This is a genomic window from Synechococcus sp. BMK-MC-1 (assembly GCF_014279955.1).
GTDB lineage: Bacteria > Cyanobacteriota > Cyanobacteriia > PCC-6307 > Cyanobiaceae > Synechococcus_C.
Genome location: NZ_CP047939.1, coordinates 2514605 through 2528713 on the forward strand (window position 1 = coordinate 2514605; position 14109 = coordinate 2528713).

14 protein-coding genes are annotated in these 14109 nt (G+C 59.6%); 4 read left to right on the top strand and 10 right to left on the bottom strand.

Annotated features, from left to right (window positions below):
* The first annotated feature begins 48 nt into the window (after positions 1-48).
* Positions 49-1692, top strand: a complete 1644-nt coding sequence (locus tag SynBMKMC1_RS14065) for an APC family permease (RefSeq protein ID WP_255486223.1) — start codon at positions 49-51, stop codon at positions 1690-1692.
* On the opposite strand, the gene SynBMKMC1_RS14070 is transcribed toward SynBMKMC1_RS14065, so the two are convergent.
* Both SynBMKMC1_RS14070 and SynBMKMC1_RS14075 read right to left on the bottom strand, forming a co-directional pair.
* The gene (locus SynBMKMC1_RS14070) at positions 1680-2501 is read right to left on the bottom strand and encodes an HAD-IIB family hydrolase (protein ID WP_186472187.1); all 822 of its coding nucleotides are present in this window, start codon (positions 2499-2501) and stop codon (positions 1680-1682) included. The genes SynBMKMC1_RS14065 and SynBMKMC1_RS14070 overlap by 13 nt on opposite strands.
* Positions 2498-4228: an alpha-amylase family glycosyl hydrolase gene (locus SynBMKMC1_RS14075; protein WP_186472188.1), complete on the bottom strand. Its 1731-nt coding sequence runs from the start codon at positions 4226-4228 to the stop codon at positions 2498-2500. Before SynBMKMC1_RS14075 ends, SynBMKMC1_RS14070 begins: the two co-directional genes overlap by 4 nt.
* Before the next feature lie 69 nt (positions 4229-4297).
* Here SynBMKMC1_RS14075 and SynBMKMC1_RS14080 point away from each other — a divergent pair, with 69 nt between their 5' ends.
* Both SynBMKMC1_RS14080 and SynBMKMC1_RS14085 read left to right on the top strand, forming a co-directional pair.
* Positions 4298-5593 (top strand): glycosyl transferase, encoded by a 1296-nt coding sequence (locus SynBMKMC1_RS14080; protein ID WP_186472189.1) that lies wholly within the window; start codon positions 4298-4300, stop codon positions 5591-5593.
* Positions 5594-5702: 109 nt separating this feature from the next.
* Complete coding sequence (locus tag SynBMKMC1_RS14085) at positions 5703-5960, top strand: DUF1830 domain-containing protein (protein WP_186472190.1); 258 nt, start codon at positions 5703-5705, stop codon at positions 5958-5960.
* 19 nt (positions 5961-5979) lie between these two features.
* Here SynBMKMC1_RS14085 and urtE read toward each other — a convergent pair whose 3' ends face one another.
* From urtE to ureE, 8 genes are all read right to left on the bottom strand, one after another.
* Entirely contained in the window at positions 5980-6690 is a 711-nt protein-coding gene (gene urtE, locus SynBMKMC1_RS14090; protein WP_186472191.1) for an urea ABC transporter ATP-binding subunit UrtE, read from the bottom strand.
* Positions 6687-7442 carry an urea ABC transporter ATP-binding protein UrtD gene (gene urtD / locus SynBMKMC1_RS14095; protein WP_186472192.1) on the bottom strand — a complete coding sequence of 252 codons (756 nt, stop codon included), beginning with the start codon at positions 7440-7442 and terminating at the stop codon, positions 6687-6689. Before urtD ends, urtE begins: the two co-directional genes overlap by 4 nt.
* Positions 7439-8566, bottom strand: a complete 1128-nt coding sequence (urtC, locus tag SynBMKMC1_RS14100) for an urea ABC transporter permease subunit UrtC (RefSeq protein WP_186472193.1) — start codon at positions 8564-8566, stop codon at positions 7439-7441. The genes urtD and urtC overlap by 4 nt, the downstream gene beginning before the upstream one ends.
* Before the next feature lie 4 nt (positions 8567-8570).
* A complete protein-coding gene (locus SynBMKMC1_RS14105; RefSeq protein WP_186472194.1) occupies positions 8571-9725 on the bottom strand; it encodes a branched-chain amino acid ABC transporter permease in 1155 nt (384 codons plus the stop codon).
* Positions 9726-9822: 97 nt separating this feature from the next.
* Positions 9823-11115, bottom strand: a complete 1293-nt coding sequence (urtA, locus tag SynBMKMC1_RS14110; protein ID WP_186472195.1) for an urea ABC transporter substrate-binding protein — start codon at positions 11113-11115, stop codon at positions 9823-9825.
* Between the two features lie 99 nt (positions 11116-11214).
* Entirely contained in the window at positions 11215-11838 is a 624-nt protein-coding gene (gene ureG / locus SynBMKMC1_RS14115; RefSeq protein WP_186472196.1) for an urease accessory protein UreG, read from the bottom strand.
* On the bottom strand, positions 11838-12509 hold the full coding sequence (locus tag SynBMKMC1_RS14120) for an urease accessory protein UreF (RefSeq protein ID WP_186472197.1): 672 nt from the start codon (positions 12507-12509) through the stop codon (positions 11838-11840). The genes ureG and SynBMKMC1_RS14120 overlap by 1 nt, the downstream gene beginning before the upstream one ends.
* A complete protein-coding gene (gene ureE / locus SynBMKMC1_RS14125) occupies positions 12506-13027 on the bottom strand; it encodes an urease accessory protein UreE (RefSeq protein WP_186472198.1) in 522 nt (173 codons plus the stop codon). Before ureE ends, SynBMKMC1_RS14120 begins: the two co-directional genes overlap by 4 nt.
* Positions 13028-13139: 112 nt before the next feature.
* Between ureE and SynBMKMC1_RS14130 the strand changes: the two genes are divergently transcribed.
* Positions 13140-14099, top strand: coding sequence for an urease accessory protein UreD (locus tag SynBMKMC1_RS14130; RefSeq protein WP_186472199.1), 960 nt, complete (start codon positions 13140-13142; stop codon positions 14097-14099).
* Positions 14100-14109: the final 10 nt, after the last annotated feature.

The following is a 14109-nucleotide window of genomic DNA, read 5'->3' on the forward strand; positions in this document are numbered from 1 at the left end:
TCGCGTTAACTGCGTTACGCAAATAACACGAGAACGTGCTTTGGCCCCATGTGTGCGCCGCGCCGTGGCCTCTGCCAACCTTTTGCCAACGCAGACTCCCGCGACACATCACCCTTGGCAGCCACTCTCAAACGCGACCTGGGCGTCAACTCCTTGATCCTCACGGTGGTGACCGGCACCATCGGCTCAGGCTGGCTGTTCGCTCCCTATTTCTGTGCCCGCATCGCCGGCCCAGCAAGCCTGCTGGCCTGGGTGATCGGTGGAGTGATGGCCTTTCTCCTGGCGCTGGTGTTCGCGGAGCTGGGCGCTCTGGTGAACAGCTCCGGAGCCCTCGCCCAGCTGCCCCTGCTCAGCCACGGGCGCCTGTCGGGATTCATTGGCGGTTGGAGCGCTTGGATCTCCTACGTGTCGCTGCCCTCGATTGAAGTGCTGGCCCTGCTCCAGTACCTCTCAAGCGTGCTGCCCTGGCTCACCCGCGATGTGGGCAGCTCCCAAGCCCTCACGGGTGTCGGCCAGCTTGTGGCGGTAGCCCTGCTGGTGCTGTTCACCTGGATCAACCTTGCAGGCATCAGCCAACTGGCGCGCTGGATCGATGGCCTCACCCTCTGGAAGCTGGTGGTTCCCCTGCTGGTCTCCATCAGCCTGATGCTGATTGCAGGCCACTGGGGCAATCTGCAACTCCCAGTCCCAGAGCAGCAAAACACGCTGGTGGATGCCATCGGCAGCGGCGGCGTGTTGTTCAGCCTGCTGGGTTTCCGCACGGCGATGGACCTCGCCGGCGAAGTGCGCAATCCCCAGCGCAATGTGCCCCTGGCCATGGGAGTGGGCCTGGGCCTGTGCTTGCTGATTTATCTCGTCCTGCAGCTCGGCTTTCTCGTCAGCGTCCCACCGGAGGCCTTGCAGCAGGGTTGGAGCCGTCTCAGCCTTAGTGCCCATGGTGGGCCGCTCGTGGCGCTGGCCACGGGTCTGGGCCTGGGCTGGGTGGCCACCCTCCTGCTCATCGATGCCGTGGCCTCCCCCGGTGCCACTGGCATGGCCTACCTGGGAATTTCCGCACGGGTGAGCTGGATGATGGGAGAGTGCCGACTGCTCCCAGGTGCGCTCGGGCGGTTGAACCGTCGGGGGGTCCCCCACTGGTCGCTGATCAGCAGCCTGGTGATCAGCACCATCCTTCTCTGGGTGGCGCCGAGCTGGCAGGAGGTGGTCAGCTTCCTCACCTCCACCTTGATCATTGCCCTGGCCATGGGCCCGGTGAGCCTGCTCGCCCTGCGCCGCCAACTGCCCAACGCCCCAAGACGCTTTCAGATTCCCTGCCCCTGGCTGCTCAGCGGCATGGCCTTCGTGATGGCCACCTGGGCGACGAGCTGGAGCGGGCGGGAGGCTTTGGAGGGAGCCGTGCTGGTGATTGCGGTTCCCAGCCTGATCTACGCCCTCAGCAACGCCTGGAAAGGCCAGCCGATTGAGCTGACAAGCGGTCTGTGGTGGGCGCTGTATCTCGGCCTGTTGATTCTCGATATGAAGCTGTTCAGCACGGGCCAGCCCCTGGAATTACCCATGGGCTGGCACCTCGCCGTGCTGGCTGGGCTGGCTTTAGCGGTGATGCCTCTGGCGGTGAACAGTGCGCTGAAGGATGCCTCACCCCATGCGCTCACACCGCTGACGGAACCGACAGGCAGCCCTCAATCCACCTGATCCAGGTCATCGAGAAGTCCTGGGAGCCACTGCTCAACGGCTGCAGACCACCCATGGGCATGGGGAGCTGGTGCCAACTGGAAACGACCCTCCGCCAGGCCGGACTGGAGGGCGGGATGCGGTCCGTCCACCCCTGGCACCACGATCGAGCGGTCGCCGGCATGCAGCAAAGGAAGGTCATTGGGCGAATCTCCCAAAGCCAGAACAGCCACTTCAGACGCTCCCTGGCGCTGCTTCAGCACCGCAAGTGCTCGGCCTTTGCTGACGTCGGCTCCCAGCAGATGCCCCAGGCGATTTCCCTGCACAACCGCAAGTTGCCGGGCCTGCGCCAGCTGTTGCAGACGCCTGCGTGACTCGCCATCCGGTGGAGGCACAAACGGCACGCTGCAGGCCCGGCGCTGGGCCTGTCGCAATGCGTCACCGCCCAAACCAAGCAAGCGATCGGCCTCCTGATCACTGAGATCATCCAGCGCCTGCAGCGGTTGCCCCAGGTCGTGCGCCAAGCCGTCGAGCTGTGGGCGCAGCTCCTGCCATGACGGACCGAGCGTCTGCTGCCAGGGACTCCCGTCGGCGTTCTCGCCATGAATGGCTCCCCCGTTCTCGACGATGAATGGATCCCGCAGTCCGGTTTGTTCACGGAAACGACGGACTTCTTCCGCTGTTTTGCTCGTACACGGAATGATGGGAATCCCCCGACGCTGCAGCAGACGAATCGTGCCCAGTGCCGGTGCGCAGTCGTAGCGATGGTCCATCAAGGTGCCATCGAGGTCGGTGACCACCCACCACTGACGCCTCAGGGTTGTCTTCATGACCTCACCAGCCAGAGCACCTCATAAGGGTTCAACAGATGGCGTTTGCAGGGCTCCAGGGTGCGGCCACTGAGGCAATCGACCCAAAGCGATGCATCCTCCTCGTCGAGCAGTCCGGAGGGATCCAGGGTGAGACGGGTCGATGTGACGTTATGAACCGCCAGAAGGTCATGACCCGCATGGGATCGACGCAATACAACGCGATCCACCCGGTCTGGGGTTAACACCTGAAGCTGGCCATCAGGATGCAGCGCCGGCAGCGTTGCCCGCACCGAGAGCGCCTGCTTCAGCGCAAGCAAAACGACTGCGGCATCGCTGTCTGGATCCTGCAGACGCCGTTCCAGCGTCCTTTGCTTGAACTGGGGTCGGTTGAGATCGCGCCGGTGCCCCGTGCGCCTGAAGCGACCGAGGTCATTGGCAGTGGCGAGCAAAGCCGGCAGATAGAACGCCGGCACCCCAGGCAGGGCGAGCACCATCAACTGGGTGAGCAGAAAGCGTTCCCTCTGCCAGTAGCTGGGGTCAACGCCCCCATCGGCCATGGCGCTCCACCAACTGATGTTGATCTCATAGGGGACTTCGTTGCCATCGGCCAACCGGCGATGACTCACCAGACCCCCGCGCTGCTCACACGCGATCAACAACTCCCTCAGCCGTGACGGCGGCATCAAACCCTCCAGCGGTCTCAGCCCAACACCGTCATGACAGGCGGTGAAATTGAGCAACGACGTCGACTCCGGCAGCGACGGCCAGCGCGATAGCCAACGATTGAGCAAATCAGCGGAGCCGCTGACAGCCGACTCAAGCAGCAGCGGTGGCAGGGGAAAGTTGTACGCCAAATGGGCCTCTCGACCCGTGCGCAAATAGGACAGATTCTCCTTTTCAGGGACATTCGTCTCCGTGACCACCACTCCATCGGCGCGGGCGATCGTCAACAACTGGCGCAAGATTTCCACCAACTGATGGGCTTGCGGCTGATGAATGCAGGTGGTGTTGGGTTCCTTCCAGACGAACCCCACCGCATCCAGACGGATCCAGCCCACCCCATGGGCCACCATGCGGGCGAGCAGCCGGGTGAAGCCGAGCAGCACCTCGGGGTGGCGCCAATCCACATCCACCTGGTCGGGCCCAAACGTGGTCCAAACCTCACGCATGCTGATGGGACCCTGAAGCTTGGTGAACAAGGCGGAACTGCGGGGACGCACCACGTTGTCCCAACAGGGATCAGGACCCGCTTCCAACACGCAGAACCGACCCGGCTCTTGATCACGCAAGAACTGGCGCACCCAGGGATGGGAGGCCGACACATGGTTCAAGACCAGATCAGCCATCAACCTGCGCCCCTGGGCAAGATCAGCTAGATCGCACCAATCACCATGGCGTTCCTCCAGACGTTCGTGACTGGCCACCGCGAATCCGCCATCGCTCGAGGCCACTAGGAACGGCAACACATGGAGAACCGCCGCGAACTCTGAGAGATGGCTGTTCAAAAAGGTGCGAAGGCTCACCAAGGCCGGCTGATCGCCCTCAACGACTGTGTCGGCGTAGGTAATTAGCACCACATCCTCGACACTCCAGGGATTGCCTTTGGTGCGGATTTCAGCATTCCCCGATGCGGAGCCGAGAATCTGCAGCAATTGCGACGACAACGCCTCGAGATCCCCGGAAGGATGACCTGAGTAAAGGCTCCTCAGCAGATTTCCCAGCGCTCGCTCGCTTTGAAACTGCACTCCGTTTCACCTGAACCTCACTCAGGTATGGAGCAGCCGCCTTCTTTCCGTTGTTGCATCGAACACCGCATGGATTTTCAGCAGAGCCTGATCGCCACGGTTCACGACTACAGCCTGGGCAATCTCAACGCCATTGCCTTCAACCAGGAGCTCAAGCAGAGACCAACCGCTCTGCTCATCCCCTGCCTGATGGAGGAATTCAGCAGACCTGCTCTGCGCCTGATCCGCGACACGATCTCCTCACTCACGGGTCTGTCCAACCTGGTCATCGCCCTGTCTGCGGACAGTGCAGCCGATGTCAAAGCTGCTGAGGCATTCTTCGCGGACATGCCCTTCCCCGTGCATGTGCACTGGACCAACGGTCCGGCCGTGAACGACATCCTCGCGTCGATGGAGCAGCACGGACTCGACCTCACTGGTCCACCCGGCAAGGGCTGGGCGGTTTGGCAAGGCCTGGGCGTTGCCTGTCAGCACGCGGAAGTGATCGGCCTATTCGACGCCGACATCCGCACCTTCGGTTCCGGCTATCCGGAACGGATGCTCCGACCCCTGCTCGACCCATCCCACGGGATGGCTTACGTCAAAGCGTTCTACAGCAGGCTCTCTTTGGAAACCCAAGCCCTCCAGGGCCGGGCCACCCGCTTATTTGTTGGGCCTCTGCTGACGAGCCTTGAGCAGATTTTCGGTCCACTGCCCTATCTGCGTTATCTGCAGACGTTTCGCTACCCATTGGCAGGGGAATTCGCCTTTACGAGGGATTTGGCGATGAATCTGCGCATCCCATCGGACTGGGGCTTGGAAATGGGCCTGCTCTCGGAGGTGTATCGGCATGTTGCACCCAGCCGCATCGCCCAGGTGGACCTTGGCCTGTTCGATCACAAGCACAAGAGCTTGGGCCAGCGGCCCAATGAGGGACTGCAGCGCATGGCCAGCGAAATCTTCTGCACGGTGTTGCGCAGCCTGATGGAGCACGAGGGATGCGTGGTGTCCATGGATCAACTGCCGACCTTGGAGGTGCTGTACCGACGGGTTGGCGAAGACAGGGTGCGTCAGTTCGGACTCGACTCAGCGATCAATCGGTTGCCCTACGACCGGCATGGCGAAGAGCTGGCGGTGCATCGCTTCTCCGAACTTCTGAGACCTGGCCTCACCTCATTGATGGCATCACCGATCGCCCATCAACTGCCGAGCTGGTCGAGGCTTCATAGCTGCAACCCATCGTTTGCCTCCGAGCTCGCCTTAGCAGGACGCGCCGACCGAAGTCCCACCCTGCGCAGTACGGGAGCAAGGCGGCCACGACGACCCAACTGCCCCACCACGCCATCCCCCTCTGAACGCCGCTCAGCCTCGAGCACTGCGGCCTAAACAGATCTGCAGCAGATAAAGAAAACCTTAAGCAGCTGGCATTCGGTGACCAAACCAACACTTTTCCTGGCTCAAAAACACGATGCTTGCCCTCAATCTCTTGATAACCATGATCGAATGCATCTACAACAATGACACTGACCAAATGGTCATTCTCAAGTGCATTGGCGAGAATCAGTTCTATCGAGAAAAGGTTGTAATGCCAAAGGAGTTGTACTGGTTTGAGGCACCGCTCAACAGCAGACTGGAGATCTGGCAGATGTCGACGCAAGGACAAATGCTTCACATTCGCGCCGATGTATCTGATTACGCATTAAACAAAAAATCAGCCGATGAGTCACCCATCACATCTCTCTGGGCATGCTGAACGATCGAATGAGAGCAGATTACACACTGAGAAATTGATCGACAACCGACTGACTTAATTCACTCGTTAGACCACTGGCCACAATCCCCCCACGCTGCATTGCGTAGTAGCGATCGGCTTGCCGAACAAAATGAAGGTGCTGCTCCACCAGCAGAACACCAATGCCGGTCTCGGCAATGATGCGACGTACAGCAGCTTCAATATCCTGCACGATGTTGGGCTGAATGCCCTCAGTAGGTTCATCGAGCAGCAGCAATTTGGGCTTGCCAAGCAGTGCCCGGGCAATAGCCAACTGCTGCTGCTGGCCACCGCTGAGGTCACCACCCTTGCGAGGCAGAAACTCCCTCAAGATGGGGAAGAGCTCAAACACAAACGGATCGATGCGCCGGTGGCGTCCGAGCCCACCTGGGAGCGCTTCCATTCCCAGCATCAGGTTGTCCTCAACGGTCAGCTGTGGAATGATTTCTCGCCCCTGGGGCACATAGCCGACCCCAGCCCTTGCCCTTTGATAAGGAGCCTGACGGTCGAGCCCATCACCGTTGAAGACAATCTCTCCGCGACGCGGTCGCAACAGACCGATCAACGACTTGAGCAGCGTGGTCTTACCCACACCGTTACGGCCGATCAGACAAACCATCTCACCAGATTTCACGGTGAGGTCCACGTCCCGAAGGATATGGCTCTCGCCGTAATAGGTATTCAATCCGCGGATTTCCAGAAGTTCCGTCATCCGTTCTGCTCCTCCGTGGTTCCGAGATACACCTCAATCACACGCGGATCAACCTGCACCTGATCCATCGTTCCCTCACAAAGCACATGACCCTGGTGCAACACCGTCACTTGGCTCTCCAAGCGTCGGATGAACTCCATGTCGTGCTCAATCACCAGCACGGTGTGATCTCCCGCCAACGACTTGAGCAAATCAGCGGTGAGATCCGTCTCCTCATCGGTGAGTCCTGCCACCGGCTCATCAACGAGAAGAAGGTCAGGATCCTGACCCACCAACATCGCAATCTCCAGCCACTGTTTCTGACCATGGGAAAGAGCTCCCGCCATCCAGTGAGCCCGGTTTTGCAAATTCACGATGTCTATCAAATGATGCACCTGATCGCGCTGTGTGGCATTCAAGCCACCAAATAACAGAGACCAAGGCTGTTTCGGCTGACTGACAGCCAGCGCCAAGTTCTCTTCCACACTCAACTTCTCGAACACACGCGGACTCTGAAATTTGCGACCGATGCCGAGCCGGGCGATGCGGTGCTCCTGAGTACCCAGAAGTGAGCGACCCTGGAACACCACCTCGCCGTCGGTAGGGGACGTCTTTCCGGTGATCACATCCAAAAAGGTGGTTTTGCCAGCCCCATTGGGACCAATCACCGCCCTCAGTTCACCAGGCTGGAGACTGAGATTGAGATCGCGTAGGGCTAAAAAGCCGTCAAAGCTGACTGTGATCTTGCGTAACTCCAAAAGGGGAGCACTCATGGCTGCACCTCCTCTTGACCGTCGATTTCCAATTGGGGGTAGGTGGAAATTCGACGACCCAAACCCAGGCGAGATAGCAGGTTGCGAGGGCCGTCCGTGCGGAACCAGCCGATGACGCCTTCCGGCAGTGCCGTGACCACCAAAATGAATAGTCCACCCTGAATAAACAGCCAGCTCTGAGGCATCGCCTCGCTCACCAGACTCTTGGCATACATGATCGAGACGGCGCCGAGAATGGCACCGACCAGCGTGCCGCGACCTCCTACTGCGACCCAGATCACCATTTCGATCGAAAAGGGCACCGCCATGTACTGGGGCGAAACGATCCCCGACTGCACCGTGAAGAGGGCACCGCCGATACCCGCAAGACCCCCGGCAATCGCAAACACAATCGTCTTGAACAGGGTGGGGTTGTAGCCGGTGAAGCGAAGCCGCGGCTCGTCATCACGGATCGCGATCAACACATCGCCGAAACGACCACGTACCAACCAGCGCACAAACAGCCAGGCCAAGATCACGATCACAGCAGTGATCCAAAAGAACCAGCGCTGCATCTCTGGAGATCCAACCATCTGGCCGAACAGCTTGGTCACATCGGTTTTAAGACCGTTGGTTCCGTTAATCAGCTTCTGCTGGCCATTGAAAAAATTGAAAAACACCAGCAAAGCCGCTTGGGTGAGGATCGAGAAGTAGACACCCTTGATGCGGTTGCGGAAGACCATGTTGCCGAGCAGCGCAGCCAACAACGCCGGCACCAGCCAGATGGCAATCACCGTGAACAGAGGATTGTGGAAGGGTTCCCAGAAAAAGGGCAGCCGATCCACGCCGTAAAGACTGAAGAACTCGGGGATGCCGTTGGGATGGCTGGCAGAGCTATTGAGCTGGAGATACATCGCCGCCCCATAGCCACCAAGAGCGAAAAAGATGCCCTGACCGAGGCTGAGCAATCCGGTAAAACCCCAGATCAAATCAATACCGAGGGCCACGATCGCCAGGGAAAGGAAACGACCTAACAGGTTGAGCCGAAACACAGGAAGCACCGCTGGTGCGGCCACCACCACGGCCACGATCAGCACCCAGACGAGAACGAGGGGCCAGCGACGGCCTTGAAAGGCTTGGATCATGACGTCAGGCCTCCACCATGCGTCCCTTCTGCGGGAACAGACCCGCTGGACGGAACTGCAAGAAGACCACAATCAGAGCGAAGACCATCACCTGGGCCATGCTTGTGGTGGCGAAGAATTTCACCACTCCCTCCAGGGGAGCGGGCATACCAGGCCAGATCGAAAGCAACCGCCCTGCACCAATGAGATCGGTCAGCAAGCCGATGACGAATGAGGCGATCACCGTGCCAAGCAGATTGCCTACACCGCCAAGCACCACGACCATGAAGCAGCCCACGATGTAGGAGGTCCCCACATTCGGGCCGACTGAACCGAGTAATGACACCGCCACACCAGCAACGCCAGCCAACCCCGAACCGATTCCGAAGGTGAGCACGTCGACGGTGTCGGTGGGAATACCAAGGCAATCACTCATCTCTCGGTTCTGAGTCACGGCACGAATGCGCATGCCCCAGACGCTGCGGTTGAGGAACCAGGTCACGCCGACCACGGCCACCACCGTGATCACGATGATCACCAGACGAGGCACGGGGAAGGTCAGATCGGCGAACTCCAGCCCGCCGCGCATCCATTTGGGTGCCGTTACATCCACATTGCGGGAAGTGGCACGCGCGATCCGACTGACCTGAGAAGCCAATCCATTGGCAAACACCACGCCAACAAGAGCCGAAACACCCCAGCTGCCAGCGCGCATCCAACGAGCTCGGGAGCCTTGCAACAGAGCCTTGGGAAGCAACAAGGGCAACGAAAAACCAAGCACAAGAGCAAGCACCGCACCAGCTGCCTGAGCCAGTGGCACACTGCGCACGAACTGCTGCAAGATCAAGCTGACGCCCCAGGTGGCCAACAGTGTTTCGAGGGGATTGCCGTAGAGGCGGCGAATCACGGTGCGTTCCAAAAGGATGCCCACCACGCCACTTGTGATGAAGGCCAGCGGAATCGCCACCAGAACGTAGGTGTCATAAATGGGCTGAAATACAGGCAGCTTGAAGATCAGCTGAACCACATAAGTGGTGTAAGCCCCAAGCATGATCAGCTCGCCATGCGCGAGATTGATCACACCCATCAGACCAAAAACGATCGCCAATCCGAGGGCAGCCACCAGGAGCACAGAGCCGATGGCCACACCGTTGAACAGGCTCTCAAATAGCAGTTGCACGAAAATTGATAACTAAGCGATTAGAGCAACAGATAAGGAGGAATCCCAGCAGGGACTCCTCCAGTAAGCATTCAGCCTTTAGGAACTCAATGAGCCATCAGAGCTTGTATTTTTCACCTTTGCTGGGATCGGTCCAGTCGCAAGCAAATCCTTTGGAAGTGGGCTCGAACTGGTTCCAAGTTTGAGGGTCGATCGGAGAATCCGATTCCTCGATGATTTTGAACTGACCATCCGAAGTGATCTCGCCGATGCGCACAATCTGGGAGATGTGGTGGTTCGGGCGAACTTCGATCGGTCCCTGGGGAGCATCGAACTTGATTCCGACCAGAGCCTCACGGACTTTGTCGTCGTCAAAGGTTCCGGCCTTCTCGACAGCTTTCTTCCATAGATAAACCATGTTGTAAGCGGACTCCTGCGGGTCAGCCACCACACGATCGTCACCGTACTTGGCCTTGAAGTCAGCAGCGAACTTCTTGGAAGCAGGAGTATCGATGGACATCATGTAGTTCCAAGCACCGTAATGGCCCTCCAGGAACTCAGGTCCAATCGTGCTGATCTCTTCCTCCGCGATGGAGTAGCTCATCACGTAGTAGCCATTGGCAGGGGTGATGCCAGCGTCCTGGATCTGCTTGAAGAAGGCGACGTTCTGGTCACCGTTGAGGGTGTTGATGATCACACCACCATCAGGCAGGGCCTCCTTGATCTTGGCGATGATCGGAGCCACCTCGGTGTTGCCCAGGGGCAGGTAGTCCTCACCGACCATTTCGCCGCCGAGCGACTTAAGTTGCTCTTTGGTGATGGTGTTAGAAGTACGGGGGAAGACGTAATCCGAACCCACAAGGAAGAAGGGCTTACCAGCGGCGGGCGAGTTCTTGTACATAAAGAACGTCGCAGGCTCCGACTGCTGGTTCGGAGTTGCACCGGTATAAAAAATATTTTTGGAACACTCCTGGCCCTCATACTGAATTGGGTAGTAAAGGAAGGCGTCCTTCGATTCGTAAACGGGAAGCATGGCCTTCCGGCTGGCCGAAGTCCAACCGCCGAAAACCACAGGCACCTTGTCCTGGTCGATCAGTTTTTTGGACTTTTCGGCAAAGGTGGGCCAATCAGAAGCACCGTCTTCAACGATGTACTCGATTTTGTACTTTTTACCATCGACCTCAACGCCACCTGCAGCGTTGATCTCATCAATGGCCATTTTCTCGGTATCCACAAGGGTGGACTCGGAAATAGCCATCGTGCCCGTGAGGGAATGTAGAATTCCAACCTTCACGGTGTCGTCGTACTCGACGCTGGAGGCTTGATCACCACCACCACAAGCCGTGACTGTCAAGCCAAGAGAGGCCGCCGCCAGGCTGATCAAAATGCGTTTTGACAACGGTTGAGACATGGTGAATTAAGAGTGCTGACTGGTGCGTTAGCGCAACGACACTCCCAGCGAGGCGAACCTTGACCGGTAGCACTGGCTACCAGACAGACCAATCAGCCCTCAAGACGAGGAAATCGACTCAACATTTGGTAGTTGTCGCAACACAAACGCCACCACCGAATCCAGCCCCTCACCGCTGTGCAGATTGGTAAAGCACCAGGGGCGATCGCCGCGCATGCGCAGGGTGTCGCGCTCCATCACGGCCAGGTCAGCTCCCACCAGAGGCGCCAGGTCAATCTTGTTGATCACCAGCAAATCCGACCGCGTGATCCCGGGGCCGCCCTTGCGCGGGATCTTGTCGCCTGCGGCCACGTCAATCACATAAAGACAGAGATCAACCAGCTCCGGACTGAAGCTGGCCGCCAGATTGTCGCCGCCGCTCTCAACCAACACCAGATCCAGACCTGGGAACTGAGCTTCCAACTCAGCCACCGCCGCCCTGTTGATGGAACAGTCCTCTCGTATGGCCGTGTGCGGACAGCCACCGGTCTCTACGCCGCGGATCCTTGACGGCTCCAAAGCTCCAGAGTGCGTCAAGAATTGAGCATCTTCCTGGGTGTAGATGTCATTGGTGACCACCGCCAACTGCAGTTGATCCCGCAGTCGCCGGCAAAGCGCCTCCACAAGAGCGGTTTTGCCGGACCCCACCGGCCCAGCCACACCCAGACGTAACTTGCTCCCCATCAGCTTCGGAATAAACGGGAATACAACTCAGCATGGGACAGCTGCGCCAGCGATGCCCCCACACCCGCTGACCATAAGGTTCGTGGATCAGCAGCGAGGAGCTCTTGGGCCTCAGCTGCGATCCGTGGCAACAGACGGTGCTGAAGCACCTGAGCCCTGGTCGGACCCAAAGGCAACAAGCGCACGGCCGCACTGAGCTGATTGGCGACCCAGCTGTAGAGGTAGCCCTCCACCGTGTCAGCCTCCAACACCCCCAACGACAGTGCCGCCCAAGCCCATGCCGCCGGCCAGGCCAGGGGGAGTGGTTCTGTCAGTGGATGGCCCATGTCAGCCAACAGCTGCAGTAGAGACCCCCCCATCTGACGTTGTTGAGCTCGCACTTCCGCAGCTTCACGTGTGGCCAGCAGCCAACCATCCAGATCCAGCAAACGAAGTCGGGCCGACTGATCAGCGCCGTTCACCCATCGGTCCAGGTCAGCCATCAGGGTGGCGAGGGCGGCAGCCTCCAACCGCAGGGATCCTCGCTCCAGCTCGGCGCTCAACCATTGCTCGAGACCAGCCTCACTCTTCAGCGCTCCGGCCTGGATCAAGACTTCCAACCCCTCCGAGTAACTGAACGCTCCCACCGGCAAAGCCGGGCTCACCAACTGGAGCAACGCCAGGGAGGTCATGGCGTTTCATGGCTGTGGGCATGGCTGTGGCTGTGGGCATGGCTGTGACCACCCCCATAAGCGCCTCCCTCCGGAACAAACGGACGCTCACAGGCACTCACATGCAAGCCACGGCTGCGCAACATCGCCTCCAGCACTGAATCCGCCAGCAACAACAAGTCCCCGTCGTGAAACTCGAGGGCCACATGGCGGTTGCCAAGGTGATACGCCGCCTGCAGGAGCTCCAAGACTGAATCCGCCTGCACCCGCAATAACGGCTCCGGCGCCGCAATCACCACCACCTCCCAGCTCCGGGATTGATCGAACAAGCGATCACCGGGCTGAAGGGCGCCCTCCCGCGGCAACTGAAGCAAAAGAGAACGTCCACAATGGCTACGGCGGCGACCACGGAGCACCGTGCGATCTTCGGCCGTGAGCGGCAATTGCAGGCGGCGGTCGGGCGGAAGATCTCCAACTGCCTCACCCACTTGGCGATGCTCCAACACGATCGGTTTGTGATCGCTCGCGTTGTCACTCATCGCGTTGTCGTCCAAGGCTTCTCCGCGTTCACCCTGAGCCTGCCCAGCCGTCTGCGTTGATTTGGTGTTGATTGCTACAGGTCATCGCAGCTCAAGCGCCGAGCGTGGGGGGATGCAACGCCTCGATCCCTGGCATGGCCGCTGCGAGCTGCGGTTTGAACACCGGCAGACCGAACGCGGCGACGCAGGCACAGTTCACCAAGGGGGCTGCAGCGCCCCGTTCAAGCTTCTGCGGGCTGAACAGGGCAAAGACGGCCGCTGTGAGCTGCCAATCCTGCATACAGCTGGAGGACTGGTGGGTGGCGACCAACTCAGCATTGCCCTGGACCTGAAAACAAACAGTCGCGGCCTGATCACCAGCGTCGCCGCGCAGAAGGTCTACGGGTCCATCGGTCGCAGCCGCCTCTACCCCGAAGGCCAATGGGCCCGTCAACAGGTGCACTGCAAACTGGCGAAGAGCAGCGATCTGGAATGGCTACCCCAGGAGCTGGTGCTTTATGCAAATGCCCTCTATGAGCAGCATCTGACGGTGCAACTACCAGCTGACGCCTCCTTTCTCAGTGCAGAAATCGTGCGGCTGGGCCGCACCGCCGCTGGAGAAACCCTGCAGCAGGGTCGCTGGCGCTCAGCCCTGAGCATCTGCCGACGCAGTGATAAACCTCATCAAGCCGATCGCTGGGAAATCGTGGACCGGTTGGACTTGGGGGGCGACGCCCTCAACGACCAGCACGGACTGAACAAACAGCCAGTGTTCGGATCGCTGGTGTGGGCTGCACCGATGCCCTTGAGCGGCGATGCTCTGACGCAACTGCTGGAGCTGGTCCGCAGCGATCGCGCAGGCCTTGAAGGCACGCTGCGCTGCAGCAGCTTGGATCAGGGCCTGGTGGCCCGTTATGCCGGTCCGTCCAGCCGCGATGCCCGCTTCTGGTTCAGCCGCATCTGGGCTCGCACCCGCGCCCTGCGCGCCTTGAGCAGTCCACAGATCCCAAGGGTCTGGCCTTTGCAGGAACAGCCTTTGCCGACGTCATCGTTCATAGCGAACACTGCTTGGCCCGCGGTAGGGACACACTGAGAACGACCGA